Source organism: Yersinia canariae, from assembly GCF_009831415.1.
Lineage (GTDB): Bacteria > Pseudomonadota > Gammaproteobacteria > Enterobacterales > Enterobacteriaceae > Yersinia > Yersinia canariae.
In genome coordinates this window covers 3,057,143-3,071,820 of record NZ_CP043727.1, presented here as the reverse complement: position 1 = coordinate 3,071,820, position 14,678 = coordinate 3,057,143, and the positions used below count along the sequence as shown (strand labels likewise).

Below are 14,678 nucleotides of genomic sequence, written 5' to 3'. Positions count from 1 at the left end.
TACTCCCTTATCCGAGCCAGGCGACGGCAATAAAGCTTGAGCACACTGACATAATCACCAGCACCACCAGCACCCCTTGCATGGCTAATGGCAACGGCTTGGCACTGGCAACTTCCTCAGATGGCTTGCCGGGCACGGTTTGTCCGAACCAGTACAGAAACCAGCCGAAGCTCGCAACTGATTCAATCAGAGCCAGCACCAACAGGGGGATCAGCAGCCAATGTTCGTGAGAAAGTGAGAAACCTGCGGCAAAAATGGGGAATTTGCTGAAGAAGCCGTTAAATGGAGGCACCCCCGTGATGGCGAGTGCGGCGACACAGAACCCCACCCCCAGCAGCGGCATTTTGCCCATGATGCCCTTGAGTTTGGGTAACATACGGGTACCGCAGCTGTAGCTCAGCGCCCCGGCGACCAGGAAGAATAAACTCTTGGCAAACGCGTGGTTGAAGATGTAGGCGATACCGCCATCAAAGGCCAATTTTGAACCATAGATTGCCAAAGACAGCGCAAAGAAAATGTAAGACAACTGCGTGATGGTGGAGTAGGCCAGCAACCGCTTCATATCTTTTTGCGGCAGATACATAAAGAAGCCGTAAATCAAGGTGATAACCGCCATCACCATGCCCACGGTGCCGATAATCTGGGGGACGTCACCGGCAGAATAGATGGCGCGGGCAAAGATATATACGCCGACTTTCACCATCGAGGCGGCATGGAGATAGGAACTGACAGGGGTTGGCGCTTCCATTGCGTCCGGTAACCAGATATGCAGTGGCAACTGGGCCGATTTCCCCCAAGCGGCAAACAAAATACCACCGAATACGATGATTTTGGTGGTGTGGTCCAGCTGCGCCAACGCGGTCAGGGCAAAAGTACCGGTATTGACCAGTAACACCGCTGCCGCCAGATACAGGCCGATGGCCGCGACGTGGGTGACCAGCAAGGCTTTTAGCGCCGAGCGCAGAGACTTCTGGCTTTGATAGTAGCCAATCAATCCCCACGAGCAACCGCCGGTGATTTCAAAGAAGAATAACTGACCCAGCAGGGTGGATGATAATACCAGCCCAGCCATCGCGCCGATAAATACCAGCAGCAGCGCATAGTAGCGGTTAGTACCCTCGTGTGGGTGCTCACGATTACCCAGTGTCAGATAACCCGTGGAATAGATACTGACCAGCAAACCAAGGAACACCACGGCGAAAGCAATCAAGGTACTGATGCGGTCGATTGTCAGGCCGAATAGCGCCATATCACCGTAATGAATCAGGTCGAAAGTGATATCAACCTTGCCGCCACTCAGATAGACATAAGCCAGCAGCACAGTGCCGAGGGTTGCCAGTAGCGCAAAGAAAGTACAGGACCATTTCGCCATGCGTTGCGGCAAACAAGCCGTGAGGATTGCGCCGACAAACGGGACCAGAATGGTTGCAAAGGCGATGTTTATAAGGGCTGTGTTCATAAGAGCCATGTTCTCCATGATGGGTTTATTAGCTCCTTAAAGACCGGTGAGATAGAAAACCAGAGACAAGGCGGCTACGCCAAACCCCAGCCAGGTCACGCGAGAGGTCAACAGGAAGCGCCCACGGGCAATACTGTTTTCTACGATGGAGGCCAGCACAAATACCACCACGAGCTTGATAACACAGGCCACTAACGCCCACAGCAGGCCCGGCCCACTCAGCACCGCCAACTTGCCAAAGGGGATAAACACACCGAGGAAAAGCTGCGCCACCACCACTTGTTTTAAACTAATCCCCCATTTGACTAACCCTAATGAGGCACCGGAATATTCGGTCAGTGGCCCTTCTTGTAGTTCTTGCTCAGCTTCGGCGACATCAAATGGAATTTTGCCCATTTCGATAAACACCGCAAAACCGCAAGCCAGTAGTGCCAGACCCGTGGCGGTCGGTGATTGCCAGTGCCCTTGAGACAGCGCGGTACTGATGGTGCCGATATTGGTGGAACCCGCAATCAGCCCGACAACCAGCAGTGAAAGAATCAAGGTCGGTTCGACCAACACCCCGAGTGTCAACTCACGACTGGCACCGATACCGGCGAAAATGCTGCCGCTATCGAGACCCGCCAGTGAGAAGAAAAAGCGGAACAGCGCGAACAGATAGAGCAGGGTTATCAGGTCACCCGCCACCCCAAAGGGGGAGGCCAAAGTGAAAATGGGTAACGCCATCGCAATCAATAACATACTGCCCAGAAGCACATAGGGCATCAGGCGAAAGATAATGCCGGCATTGGCCGGGGCGACATCCTGGCGTTTCAGTAATTTGGCTAAATCACGATACTCTTGCAGGATGCCCGGCCCACGGCGGGAGTGCATGCGGGCTTTTACCATGCGCGAAATACCCGACATCAACGGCGCCAGTGCAAGCATGAGAAGCGCCTGCACAATGGCGAAAGCAATCATAGAGACCGCAGGCATATCAGTAGTTGGCATTGCTCGTCTCCTTAAATGGCCGCAATGATAAGCAGGGTAACCAGTGCGGCGACCACATACAGACAATAGAGGCGGAAATCACCCTGTTGCAGCCATTGAATTCGCTGGCTGAGCCATTGGATCAAGCGGATAAGCGGGGCCACAACTTTGTCATCCCAAACCGGCTCCACTCGACCCGCGCCACTGATTGAATGCTCCAATGCGCGTTGCATTACCGGTGCGGGATCCAGTGTTTTACGTAGCCGATAGAGCGGGGCAAACATGGCCCGCAGTGGCTGGGTAAAACCACCGGCAGAGACGGTCATGGCCTGTTCGTAGGCATAACCGCAAGCCCATGGATCACCGCCATGACGAAATGCCAGACGGCTGCCTTTGTAGAGGCTGGCGACCAGTAAAATCACCAGTGGCAAAATCAATAAACCAAAGAAGATATACAGGGTGGATAACATTGCCTGAGAACTGTGTTGCGGGAACAAAACAGCGCCTTGTGCCACTTGCAAGGATGGCACTGGCGGCGCGATCAGGCTGGAGGCAATACGGCCAATCACCGGAGCGACATGGGTAGCGCCTATCCCTAACGCCAAACAGAGTAACGCCAGCAGCAACATGGCGGAGGTCATCGGCCAAGGGACTTCGCGTGCAAGAGCGGCTTTTTCTGTGCGCGGCAGGCCACAGAAGCTGATACCGTAAACTTTCACAAAACACATGGCCGCCAATGCACCAGTAATTGCCAGCATCACGATAGCAATTGGCCCGGCGAGACGAATAATAAAACCGCCGTCTTTGGTCATGGTAAACAGCGATTGGTAGGTAAACCATTCACTGACAAAACCATTGAATGGCGGAAGGGCTGAAATTGCCATACATCCGACCAGAAAAGCCAGCGCGGTGTAAGGCATCATTCTGGCCAATCCGCCCATCTTTTCCATGTCTTTGGTGTGTACGCGATATATGACTGCACCAGCACCGAGGAACAGCAGCCCTTTGAAAACGGCGTGATTGAGCAGATGGTAAAGCGCGCCGAGTAGGCCAAGCGCGGCTAACACCGGTTGGTGGCTGGCAATCCCTATCATGCCCACGCCGACCCCCATCAGGATAATGCCGATGTTCTCGACTGTGTGATAAGCCAGTAGGCGTTTGATGTCATGCTCTGCCAATGCATACAGCACGCCCAGCACTGAAGACACCGCGCCAAAGCCCAGCACCACCACGCCCCACCACAGTTGGCTGGCACCCAGCAAGTCAATGCCCACTTTGATGATGCCGAAGATACCAATTTTGACCATAACGCCGGACATCAGGGCGGAGGCATGGGAAGGGGCCGCAGGGTGCGCTCGTGGCAACCAACCATGGAGCGGCAACATCCCGGCTTTGGCACCGAAACCGAAGAAAGCTAATAAGAAGATAATCGAGGCCATGACAGGCTGCGGGTTGGCCTGCCGAAAAGCAGCAAATTCCAGACTGCCGCTGAGGCGATACAACAGGAAAAACGCAATCATAATGAGCACGGAGCCGGCGTGGGCAATCAGAAAATAGAGCAAACCCGCGCTGATGGCGTCATCGTCTTGATCGGAAATTACTAGGAAGTAGGAAGCCAGCGACATCATTTCGAAGAAAATAATAAAGTAGAAGGCGTTATCTACGACCACCAGCGCCACCATTGAGGCGATGAATAGGTTCATAAAGACCCCCATTCCCCATGCGCCGCGGCCCTTGTATTCCTGCACATAAGCCAATGAATAAAGTGCGGTTATCACCACCAGCAATGAAATGACCATCAGCATAAATGCCGCCAATGGATCAAGACGTAAACTAAATGCCGCGAATGGGAAAGGCCCGGCAGTGGTAAATGTGATAATGCCGCCCCCGAGTAGCGTCGGCGCGGCGGCTAACAGCCCCGCAAGCCCTCCCAGTAATGATGCTAATCCGGAAGCATAAATTGCCAGAGTTTCGCGCCGTGCCAAGAGCAGAGAAAGCAATGCGCCAGCCAGATAAAGCAGCAAGGAGAGGCATAATAGCTCAAGCGAATTCATCATCTTTTCTGCTCCTCGTGAGAGATGGCGGACGACGTGCCCACGGTCATAAAGGGCAGCTCGTTTGCAAACCCACTGGCGGCTGCTAGGCGTTTAGCGTGATTCGCCTGTTCAATGCTGTTTTTATCCACCAGTATCAAGGCGTTAGTCGGGCAGACCCGCACACATTCTGGCCCCTGTGATTGGAAGCTGCATAAGTCACATTTCACGGCAACAGCACGAACTCCCGCATTCCAAGCGAGGAACGGATTCATGTTGGCCGGGCTGAATGGCACATCGGATAACTCGGTCATCGGGATGTATTCAGGGAAATTTTCTGGCACCGCTAATGGCTTACTGCCAGCAGGGGTGATTGCGCCAAACGGGCAGGCGATACCGCAGAGCTTGCAGCCGATGCAGGTGGTTTCATTTAATTCGACGGCGTTATTGGTCAGGGTGATGGCATTGACCGGGCAAACCCGCGCGCACCACGCATCCTCACAGTGACGACAGAGAATCGGTGCCGTCACTGTGGCATTGCGCATAACGGTCAATCTGGGATGCTCTTGTAAACCCTCGGCTTTATGTACCTGGCTGCAAGCAGCCATGCAGGTATTACATCCAATACAAAGCCTCGGCTCCGCAATCACAAAGCGGTTCATAGCCATACCCTCCGGGACAAAAATCTGGTGACAGTCAGGCTGATAAAAATCATTTCCCAGCACCAAAGCATATTCTGTGCCAGTACGTTAGCTGCTGATGCAAAAGAGTCGTGAAAGCCCGTCTGCTGCGCATTTGGGGGATATCAGATAAAAGGCAGGGATTTAAAAGGCAGTAAAAACAGTGTGATTGCCATGGTTAAGTGTCGACATTAGTGACGAAACAACTGCTTACCGATGACACTTCGACAGTGATTATCCATCTCATGAATTTATCGCGCAGTGGTGGCGAATAATAACCTTATTTATCAATTTATTAGGATGAGTGTCGAGCCGGTGGCAAGTCCTGAATTACTGGCATCGTCCTTGCATTGTTTTTGCAAGAAAAGCTCAAATAGGGAGAACGGTCATGCACGAGATAACTTTGTGCCAAAATGCGATTGGCATGATGGAACAGCAGGCGCGGCTGCATGGTGCACGGAGAATTACTGGGGTATGGCTGGAAACCGGCGCATTTTCTTGTATCGAGCCGCAGGCGTTGGAGTTCTGTTTTGAATTGGTGTGCCGGGGCACCTTGGCCGAAGGCTGTGTTTTGCACCTTAGCCAGCAACCATCACAAGTATGGTGCCATGACTGTCAGCAACACGTTAATTTACTCAGCAGTAAAGTAACGCGTTGCCCATTGTGTGCCGGGAGCCACTTACACATTGGCGCGGCTGATGACGGCGTGATGATTAAGCGGCTGGAGGTAGAATGAATTTACTTTTTTTATGCTCTGATACAGCGGGAGCCAGATTATGTGCATAGGAATTCCGGGGCAAATTGTCGCGTTGGATGAGACTCAACCGGGTACGGCCTGGGTGGATGTTTGTGGTGTGCGCCGTTCGGTGAATATTATGCTGGTGGCTGCGGATGCGCAGGCAAGTTCTGCACTAATCGGCCATTGGGTTTTGGTGCATGTGGGGTTTGCCATGAGCCGGTTGGATGAGGATGAGGCATTGGAAACATTGCAGTTATTGCAAGAGATGGGAGAGGTTGAAAGTGATGTTGGGGCGTTTTTAGGGCAAAGGGGCTAGTTGGTTACATATTGTTGAAAGTGAATTATTACTGCGGCTCACAGTCTACCCAGGCAGTTTGTTGGCAATATTCCTGATTGCGCCTAACGTCAAAGCGAAAGAAAAATCCATTTAAAATCAGTTGGATGGTATTGCATTTTTCTGTTTTTCTTCCGTCAGTCGGTGTTCCAGTTCAACTAATTGCTCTGGCGACACTGCCGGATAGCCTTGCGCGTCATCCGGTATGACGTGCACCGCCGGAATAGGGATTAGTGGCCCAAGGAAGCGGGGCTCGCGTTTCAGAATATAGAGATCAGACAGCGCCCCAAGGCGAGCAAAGATCTCACGTACTCGAACATTGAGCATATCCTTGGGTGACGGCACCGCGAAACACTGCGCTTGAATCCCCATATTCATGGCGATAAACAATGCGCGTTCACAATGGAAGCGCTGGGTAATGATAATAAAATCATTGGTATCAAATACTTTACGAGTACGCACAATAGAATCTAGTGTGCGAAAACCGGCATAATCCAGCACGATATCAGAAGGGGCGACACCTGCCGCAATCAAATCACGGCGCATGGTCATCGGCTCGTTATAACTGTGCAACGCATTGTCACCACTGAGCAGTAAGTAGCTGACTTTGCCACTGTTATAAGCGTTTAATGCCCCTTGAATACGATATTGATAAAACTGATTAATCCCGCCAGTACGATAATATTTGGCTGTGCCCAACACGACGCCAACCTGCCGGTGGGGCAAGTCTTGTAGCTCATCGTAGATAAAAGGAGCTGTTTTCCAGCTGATCCAGCGATCGAGCGCAATAGCTGTCACCATCAGCAACCCTGCGATGATAATTAAGCTAATAATCAGGCGTTTCCACATTCTCTGGCCTTTGATGCATTCAATTCACTGGTGATATTGCAAGGCTACTGTACCCGCCCATGTAGCGCAATACCTATCCCCATCATCTTTCAAGCTACAGGTGTGTTGGCTGCGCTCAATAACCCAAATCACTGACCGGGGTCAGCTCATTGGGATTATCTCCCTGGCCGCCTTCCTGTCACTTGAAATCCATTGGGGATACCCTTTTATATCTTTCAAGCTACAGGTGTGTTGGCTGCGCTCAATAACCCAAATCACTGACCGGGGTCAGCTCATTGGGATTATCTCTCTGGCCGCCTTCCTGTCATTCCAATGATTTTGGGGTTGCAGTGGCAGGGGACATCATTATTCGGCCCACACCGAAGTACGGGCCGATAATATTTAGAACGATGTGCGTTTATAGCTGCGGTATTGCGGTTGCCAATAGTTGTGTTCAATGGCTTTTGCTAAAGCCTCTTCCGAGGTCACAATAGCAACCCCTTGCAGCTGTGCAGCTTTACCCACTTGCATCGCAATGGTCTTTGATACCGCCTGAATATCGTCGATATTGGGCAATAATGCGCCTTCACCATTATGCGCTAGCGGTGAACAGCCCGCTAATGCACGGCTGGCAGCCATTAGCATGCCGTCGGTAACGCGTTTGGCTCCGGATGCCAGTACACCCAAGCCGATGCCGGGGAAGATATAAGAGTTATTGCACTGCGCAATTGGATACAGTTTCTCTTTATAACTGACGGGAGGGAAAGGGCTACCTGTCGCGACTAGCGCGGCACCATCCGTCCAGTTAATGATATCTTCTGGCCGTGCTTCCACCCGAGATGTCGGGTTAGACAGTGGCATGACTATTGGGCGCGCACAGTGTTTGTGCATCTCGCGGATTAATTCTTCGGTAAACAGCCCCGGCTGACCAGAAACTCCAATCAGGACTGTAGGTTTGGCGTTGCGGACCACATCTTGCAATGAGATTGCGTCACTGGCCAGATTCCAGCCCTGCAATGTGTCACTTTTTTGCACCAACTTACTTTGGAAATCCAACAGATTAGGCAGTTTATCCGTCAATAAACCGAAGCGGTCGACCATAAACACGCGCGCTCGGGCTTGTTCTTCACTCAGCCCTTCTGAAATCATCTGTGCAATGATTTGTTCAGCAATGCCGCAACCCGCTGAGCCGGCGCCGAGGAAAGTGACCGTTTGGTCGCGCAACTGGCTACCTGCGGCATGACTGGCGGCAATCAGACTGCCCAGCGTGACCGCCGCAGTACCTTGAATATCATCATTGAAGCAGCACAGTTCATCACGGTAGCGATTGAGCAGTGGGGTCGCATTGTTCTGAGCAAAATCTTCAAACTGCAACAACACATTTGGCCAGCGACGTTTCACTGCCTGAATGAATTCATCAACAAATGCATAATATTCATCACCAGAAATACGTGGATGACGCCAACCCATATACAGGGGGTCATTCAGACGCTGCGGGTTGTTGGTGCCCACATCTAATACCACGGGCAATGTATAAGCCGGGCTGATACCACCACACGCGGTATACAGGGACAGTTTACCAATCGGAATGCCCATACCGCCGATGCCCTGGTCGCCAAGGCCAAGAATTCGTTCGCCATCAGTGACCACGATAACCTTGACATTCTGCTTGGTGGCGTTTTGCAGCATGTCGTCGATGTGTTCGCGATTCGGATAAGAGATAAATAGCCCGCGCGCGCGACGATAGATATCGGAGAAGTGTTCGCAAGCCTCGCCGACGGTCGGGGTATAAATAATAGGCATCATCTCACTGAGATGGGCTTCCAGCAGGCGGTAAAACAGAGTCTCATTGGTATCTTGAATATTACGCAGATAAATATGTTTATCATCATCGCTTTTGAAATCTTGATACTGGCGGTAAGCTCGCTCAGCCTGCTCTTCGATAGTTTCAACCGCTTCCGGTAATAAACCGTGTAAATTGAAGTGGCTGCGCTCAGCATTGGTGAAAGCGCTACCTTTATTCAACAAAGGGAATTCTAATAGGATGGGGCCAGCGTAAGGGATGTACAGGGGACGTTTACTTTCGTATTCCAGTTCCATGAATTTTACTCTTAAACGTTATTATACCCTTCGTCCTTGACGTCGCAGGGGGCGCTGCGGGCGCTTATCCGAATGATTGACTTGAGTAAGCTCATCGGAAAGCCTTCGCTGGCTACCTATCTGTAACTCCACTGACTTTGGGTCTGGACAGTTATTGTTGCTCCGATCCTAAAAGATAAGAAAAATATGTACAGCTTTTGTTAGTTAAATATGTCAGTTATCAGCAAAAGTGCGAATTAAGTTGCAGATTTTACAGCTCAATTACCGCCAGCAGATTGATTGACTGTCAGCTTGATTCATTGGCCAAACGAAACTTTTACTGCATTACCCTCCGGAACGGCAAAAGTAATCATAGTTGGTTGCGTGAGCCAATGAGTGAAAGTGCGGCGCAAAGCTGTAACCGGGGTTAGTCAGCTAACCCCGATTTGCTGTTATCTGATTAGAATGTCACGCGTTTTACATCAGTACAGCCAAGGGTTGCCAATGTTGCTTGGGTGGCATCCCACTGAGTCAACATAGGTCGGCTGCCTTCAACCAGCACTGCGCGGCGGATAGCGCTACAGTCTTTGCCTGACAAGTTGGTCAGAATTAATGCAGCTTGCAGGGGGGGCAAGCTTGGGTTAAACGCCGCATTTTCCGCATAACGGCCGGCATAAATGTTGCCATCGGTGGTTTCCACCGCCACACCGCTGTGGGAAAGGCTATAAGGTGCATGGCTGTGATTGGCACCGTCAAGTGCCGCCTGAGTCAGTGAATCAGTGTCAGTGACTTTATAGCCGTGATCGACAGGATCCATCAGCAAGGTATTGATATCCAAGTCTTTCGGGCCGAAAGAGTCAGGTAAATATTGCCCGAGTGTTGACGCCGGGCGGCCCGGTAGGTGGATATGCAAGTCTGTTCCACTGTTCAGTTCATTCATAAACTGGCGGCAATGGCCGCACGGGGTGTAATTGACAGTAATAGAGACCAAACGGGCTTCACCACGTAACCAGGCATGAGTTACAGCACACTGTTCGGCATGAATGGTTTGTTGTAGCGGTGCGCTGCTGAACTCCATATTGGCACCGAAATAGAGATTGCCGCTGATGCCCCGAGCGATAGCGCCAACCATAAAATGGGAGATAGGTGTTAATGCGCAAGCGGCAGCTAGCGGTAGTAACGCAAATGCCAGCGCATCATCATCTAACCCACTGATACTTTTCACCGTTTTCACTTGTTCTGCTGTCAGCATTGCGGCGAAATCGTTTGCGCTCAAGATAGGTTCAAGTGCGGATTGCAGTGAGGCGGGCAGTTCAGCCCAAACGTCATGAAAACGTGCTTGCATAGGGTTCTCTCCAGTAGTTACGGGAAACTATTTTAGGCAGCTTGGAGGCTTCTTGGTGTGATGCAGATCTCGTTATATATGAAATTCATGCAAGTAAAATCTCAAATGAGAGATGTATCTCAAATTTATGAATTAACCCTCACAGTACCCAATAGATTTCAAGGGGCAGGAGAGCGGCAAGCGAAGGGCAAATTGATTTTGCACCGTGCTTGCGTTGGCCCCGCAGTTAACACTCCAGCCGTTTGAAAATTAACCAAATAAATGCAGCAGTACCGGAAACAAGAAGGGAGCCAGCAGTGAGGTGATAATCCCACAAATAACCAATGCAAGTGAGCTGAATGCGCCTTCTTGAAAATCCATCTCAGCACAACGGGCGGTACCGAGGGCGTGCGAAGCCGTCCCCATCGCCAGGCCACGTGAGGCTTTGGTGGTGATTTTTAATAGATTTAGCAAGCTGTGGCCAAACACGGCCCCCAAAATACCAACAAAAATAACACATACCGCACTGATGGCGGGCAAACCATGAATGGATTCGGCCACGGCCATGGCGATCGGCGTCGTGACGGATTTGGGCAAGACTGACGCGGCAATCTCAGGCGTTGCTCCCATCCATAAGGCAACCGCAGTGCCGCTGACCATGGCAGTAATACTGCCGATAAAACAGATACTAATGATTGATTTCCAGCGGGCACGAATTTGATGTAATTGTTCATACAGCGGGAAGGCCAGTGCCACCACTGCCGGCTGCAACAAGTCATTCAGAATTTTGCTGCCCGCAAAATAGTTGGCATAGGGCATATGGGTCACTAACAGCAATGGAATAATAACAACCATTGATATCAGCAATGGGTTCAGCAGCGGCATTTTCAGCCAGCGGGCCAAACGGCGCGCGCCAAAGAAGACAATAAGAGTCAGTGGCAGTGACCACCATAAGTTGCTGATCATTCGTCTTCCTCCGTGTGGGTCGGAGAACCAATCACTTTGCGTTCGCGGTGGACATAATGCGAGCTGTACCCCACAACCAGCATCACTATCAGGGTGCTGACAAAACACGAAACCACGATCGGGCCGAATTGTTTGGTCAGTTGGTCATAATATTGCATTACACCGACACCTATCGGCACGAACAGCAGTGCCATATAGCGGATAAGCAGGTGGCAACCGGGTTTTACCCATGTTGAGGGTAAAATTTGCGAGGCAAGCAGGGCAAACAGAATCAACATGCCGATAATGCTGCCAGGAATAGTGATGGGCAGCAGCAAGGCCAACGCCTTACCTGCCCATAAACACAGATAGATAATGGCGAACGCTCGCAGATACTGCCAGCAAAGTGAAGTCACATTGCGCATAAAAAGAGTCCTGAGTAACGGAGTGTATTCATCATACAATTAACTTTGGCACTGTGCTAGTCATCACACTATGAATAAATAATATCCTTCTCATTTTTCACATTGCACGGGCTTAGCCGGTTGATCTTCCTGTGTTTTTGCCAACTGGTAGCCGCGATGGAAAAAGGCCAGTCCCAAAATTGCCGCGATTATCAGCATATAGAACATCATTTGTGGCGCGCTATAGGCCAGCAAGAAACCACAGAGAACCGGGTTAGCTGCACCGCCTAATTGGCCAAGATTCTGGACTCCATAATAACTGCCTTTGAGATTCGCCGGAGCAATAAAATCGATAAACAAGTATTCGACCGGGATAACAATAATCTCGCCCAATGAGAAAATGGCCATCGCCAACATCCACAAGGGGATTGATTGTTGAGCCACCATAAACCCGAACAAACCAATAATAAAGAACAGGGTACCCAGCATCAGCCAGCGCATTAAGTTCTGCTGATTCATCCGGCGGCTTAATAGGTATTGCAAGGTAATAACAATAGCCGCATTGACCGTCATCACCGCGCCAATGACTTGATAGGCAAATTTAGCATCAGAAACAGTTATCAGATATTGGGATAGGTAACCGGAGAATTGGCCAAAGACAATGGCGCTGAGCATGCTCCCAATAGTGAAATAAATCAGCCGCTTGTCATTGCGTAAAATCCGGAATGTTTGACGAAAATCGGGCACGGATTCAGTCTGCGTATGTTCAGCGACTGACATATCAGTGCTGTCTATTCTGAATTTCAACGTGATGGCGACCAACAACGCCAGTATGCCAGAAATAATAAAAGGTACTTGCGGCCCCATGCTGACGACTAAAACGCCCAATCCCGGCCCGACTGCCCAGCCAACATTGACCAAAGTATAATTGGCTGAAAAAGCTTTGATGCGCTCATTGACCGGTAACCAGTCAGCAAAACAGGCTTTAATGGCGATGCTGTAGACGGAATACGCCGAATGTAGCAAAGCCAAAATCAGGATAATCCATGCCGGATGCTGAACCCACGGCAAGGAAAAAAAGGTCGCCGAAAACAAGGAAATTGCCAGCAGAATCAACTGCTTTTTATTGAATTTGTCCACCAGATACCCCCCGTATAGGCTGGTAAAAATACCCAGAGTCAAACTCGCTCCCAACACCAGCCCAACCTTATCAGGTGCTAACTGAAAGTGTTCTGCCAGATAGATAGTAATAAAGGGGAGGGTTACGGCTCGCCCAATAGTCAAGACCAGCGAAGCAATCAGCAGGTTGGTCACGCGCGATGGAAATCCTTTCATGGCATTTTCTTATTTATATTTTTTTGGATAATGAACTGTTTCTATGCGGTTTTTTCAATCAAAATAATGACTCGAACAGCATTAAGACAGCGGGCTCAGCCAATTACAGTAGACTATTGCAGTAACTAAAGAGAGGGGGGAGGAAGAAAATTTTTCGCAGATAGCAGATCGACCTAAATCGACCTGCTATTGATAGACATACCCAAGGCTATTAGTGGTGCAACTTATCCCCGCAGTTCCAGGGACAACGGGACAATTAACCTAAATACTCGATGATAGATAACCCGCCGTTATAGTCGGTGCTGTAAATAATCCCTTGAGCATCAACAAACACATCGCATGACTGAATGATTTGCGGGCGACCTGGCCGCTTATCCATCATTTTTTCCGGTGCGGCAGGTACTAACGCCCCCGTCTCCTTCGGCTGATAGGGGTTGCTGATATCATAAGCACGAACTCCGGCATTTTGGTAGGTCGCAAAAATCAGCGTTGAGCTGATAAAACTGCCAGGCCGATTTTCATGCAGATTATGTGGGCCAAAATGAGCGCCTTTTTTCACATAATCTCTTTCATTGGGCACCGGGAAGGTTGAGATACTGACGGGATTGCTCGGTTCGCGAATGTCGAAAACCCAAATATGCTTCTCACCGTCCTCTTGATTGTCCAGCACGGCTTCGTCCAGCACCACCAATAAGTCGCGGTCAGGTAGGGGCAGCGCGGTATGAGTCCCGCCGCCAAAAGGGGGGCTCCAGTTGCGATGACTGATCAGCTTGGGTTCCGAGCGGTCGCTGACATCCAATAGTGTCAAGCCGCCATCACGCCAACTGCCATATGCAGTGTCGCCGCTGACAATGGCATGATGCAGCGCATAGCGCTTACCTTCGGGCCAGCTTGCTTGTTCACCCGCCGCGGTATGCATGCCGGGTAAAGCATAACGCCCAGCAACCTGTGGTTTTTGCGGGTCAGCTAAGTCAATAGTCAGGAAGATATAATCACTGTAGCCATCCAATAGCGCAGAAACATAGGCCCAGCGCCCGCCGACATACCAGATACGGTGGATACCAATGCCATCAAGTGACAAGAAGCTTATTTCACGCGGCTTATCCGGCGTCGAAATATCAAAAATACGTAAACCGGCACTCCAACTGCGACCTTCCTGCCGGGTACTGATCGTTTGGGCGACCGAGCGGGTGTAATACACTTTCTCTTCGGCAAAACTGACATCAGCGAAGAGATCTCGTGCATTAATGACCAGTAGCAGGTCATCATGGGCCTGTAAGTGGACATTCCATGTATTGGGTGGGGCGGCGATAAAACCGGCCGGACGTGGGTTTTTTGCATCTCGTACATCAATAATTGATACGCCCTGCGACACCATATGGCCGACATAGGCGTAACCCCGATGCACCATCACTTGTACGCCATCGGGTTTACCGCCTTGGTCGCTATGACCAATCAGCCGCATATTGCGGCTGTATTCCGGTGTCGGCAAGTATCCTTGCGCTGCCATTTATTGCACTCCAAATCGATTGGTCATATTGGCCTTTAA

13 protein-coding genes are annotated in these 14,678 nt (G+C 50.6%); 2 read left to right on the top strand and 11 right to left on the bottom strand.

The features are described from left to right. Positions 1-7 precede the first annotated feature (7 nt). The 4 genes from F0T03_RS14165 to F0T03_RS14150 are packed head-to-tail and all read right to left on the bottom strand — an operon-like array spanning position 8 to position 5,123. On the bottom strand, positions 8-1,459 hold the full coding sequence (locus tag F0T03_RS14165; RefSeq protein ID WP_374757588.1) for a hydrogenase 4 subunit D: 1,452 nt from the start codon (positions 1,457-1,459) through the stop codon (positions 8-10). A gap of 36 nt (positions 1,460-1,495) precedes the next feature. Beyond that, entirely contained in the window at positions 1,496-2,449 is a 954-nt protein-coding gene (locus F0T03_RS14160) for a respiratory chain complex I subunit 1 family protein (RefSeq protein WP_159679040.1), read from the bottom strand. An 11-nt stretch (positions 2,450-2,460) separates the two neighbouring features. Next, positions 2,461-4,485: a hydrogenase 4 subunit B gene (gene hyfB / locus F0T03_RS14155; RefSeq protein ID WP_159679038.1), complete on the bottom strand. Its 2,025-nt coding sequence runs from the start codon at positions 4,483-4,485 to the stop codon at positions 2,461-2,463. Beyond that, positions 4,482-5,123 (bottom strand): 4Fe-4S dicluster domain-containing protein, encoded by a 642-nt coding sequence (locus F0T03_RS14150; protein ID WP_159679036.1) that lies wholly within the window; start codon positions 5,121-5,123, stop codon positions 4,482-4,484. The genes hyfB and F0T03_RS14150 overlap by 4 nt, the downstream gene beginning before the upstream one ends. Before the next feature lie 406 nt (positions 5,124-5,529). Between F0T03_RS14150 and hypA the strand changes: the two genes are divergently transcribed. Beyond that, positions 5,530-5,877, top strand: a complete 348-nt coding sequence (hypA, locus tag F0T03_RS14145) for a hydrogenase maturation nickel metallochaperone HypA (RefSeq protein WP_159679034.1) — start codon at positions 5,530-5,532, stop codon at positions 5,875-5,877. A gap of 40 nt (positions 5,878-5,917) precedes the next feature. Beyond that, positions 5,918-6,196 carry a HypC/HybG/HupF family hydrogenase formation chaperone gene (locus F0T03_RS14140; RefSeq protein ID WP_159679032.1) on the top strand — a complete coding sequence of 93 codons (279 nt, stop codon included), beginning with the start codon at positions 5,918-5,920 and terminating at the stop codon, positions 6,194-6,196. Between the two features lie 117 nt (positions 6,197-6,313). Here the strand turns inward: F0T03_RS14140 and sanA are convergent, their stop codons facing one another. The 7 genes from sanA to F0T03_RS14105 form a co-directional block, all read right to left on the bottom strand. Further along, a complete protein-coding gene (gene sanA / locus F0T03_RS14135; protein WP_145557428.1) occupies positions 6,314-7,063 on the bottom strand; it encodes an outer membrane permeability protein SanA in 750 nt (249 codons plus the stop codon). 381 nt (positions 7,064-7,444) lie between these two features. Next, positions 7,445-9,142 (bottom strand): NAD-dependent malic enzyme, encoded by a 1,698-nt coding sequence (locus F0T03_RS14130; protein ID WP_159679030.1) that lies wholly within the window; start codon positions 9,140-9,142, stop codon positions 7,445-7,447. A gap of 439 nt (positions 9,143-9,581) precedes the next feature. After that, complete coding sequence (cdd, locus tag F0T03_RS14125) at positions 9,582-10,466, bottom strand: cytidine deaminase (protein WP_159679028.1); 885 nt, start codon at positions 10,464-10,466, stop codon at positions 9,582-9,584. 249 nt (positions 10,467-10,715) lie between these two features. Beyond that, positions 10,716-11,411 (bottom strand): CidB/LrgB family autolysis modulator, encoded by a 696-nt coding sequence (locus F0T03_RS14120; RefSeq protein ID WP_159679026.1) that lies wholly within the window; start codon positions 11,409-11,411, stop codon positions 10,716-10,718. Next, the gene (locus tag F0T03_RS14115; RefSeq protein ID WP_145557436.1) at positions 11,408-11,815 is read right to left on the bottom strand and encodes a CidA/LrgA family protein; all 408 of its coding nucleotides are present in this window, start codon (positions 11,813-11,815) and stop codon (positions 11,408-11,410) included. Before F0T03_RS14115 ends, F0T03_RS14120 begins: the two co-directional genes overlap by 4 nt. Before the next feature lie 90 nt (positions 11,816-11,905). Then, on the bottom strand, positions 11,906-13,129 hold the full coding sequence (locus F0T03_RS14110) for an MFS transporter (protein ID WP_159679024.1): 1,224 nt from the start codon (positions 13,127-13,129) through the stop codon (positions 11,906-11,908). 256 nt (positions 13,130-13,385) lie between these two features. Next, the gene (locus F0T03_RS14105) at positions 13,386-14,639 is read right to left on the bottom strand and encodes an LVIVD repeat-containing protein (protein WP_159679022.1); all 1,254 of its coding nucleotides are present in this window, start codon (positions 14,637-14,639) and stop codon (positions 13,386-13,388) included. Between the last annotated feature and the right edge of the window lie 39 nt (positions 14,640-14,678).

Excerpts from the sequence above, each read along its gene's own strand:
- F0T03_RS14165 (WP_374757588.1), bottom strand. The coding sequence starts at position 1,459 with ATGAACACAGCCCTTATAAACATCGCCTTTGCAACCATTCTGGTCCCG.
- F0T03_RS14160 (WP_159679040.1), bottom strand. The coding sequence starts at position 2,449 with ATGCCAACTACTGATATGCCTGCGGTCTCTATGATTGCTTTCGCCATT.
- hyfB (WP_159679038.1), bottom strand. The coding sequence starts at position 4,485 with ATGATGAATTCGCTTGAGCTATTATGCCTCTCCTTGCTGCTTTATCTG.
- F0T03_RS14150 (WP_159679036.1), bottom strand. The coding sequence starts at position 5,123 with ATGAACCGCTTTGTGATTGCGGAGCCGAGGCTTTGTATTGGATGTAAT.
- hypA (WP_159679034.1), top strand. The coding sequence starts at position 5,530 with ATGCACGAGATAACTTTGTGCCAAAATGCGATTGGCATGATGGAACAG.
- F0T03_RS14140 (WP_159679032.1), top strand. The coding sequence starts at position 5,918 with ATGTGCATAGGAATTCCGGGGCAAATTGTCGCGTTGGATGAGACTCAA.
- sanA (WP_145557428.1), bottom strand. The coding sequence starts at position 7,063 with ATGTGGAAACGCCTGATTATTAGCTTAATTATCATCGCAGGGTTGCTG.
- F0T03_RS14130 (WP_159679030.1), bottom strand. The coding sequence starts at position 9,142 with ATGGAACTGGAATACGAAAGTAAACGTCCCCTGTACATCCCTTACGCT.
- cdd (WP_159679028.1), bottom strand. The coding sequence starts at position 10,466 with ATGCAAGCACGTTTTCATGACGTTTGGGCTGAACTGCCCGCCTCACTG.
- F0T03_RS14120 (WP_159679026.1), bottom strand. The coding sequence starts at position 11,411 with ATGATCAGCAACTTATGGTGGTCACTGCCACTGACTCTTATTGTCTTC.
- F0T03_RS14115 (WP_145557436.1), bottom strand. The coding sequence starts at position 11,815 with ATGCGCAATGTGACTTCACTTTGCTGGCAGTATCTGCGAGCGTTCGCC.
- F0T03_RS14110 (WP_159679024.1), bottom strand. The coding sequence starts at position 13,129 with ATGAAAGGATTTCCATCGCGCGTGACCAACCTGCTGATTGCTTCGCTG.
- F0T03_RS14105 (WP_159679022.1), bottom strand. The coding sequence starts at position 14,639 with ATGGCAGCGCAAGGATACTTGCCGACACCGGAATACAGCCGCAATATG.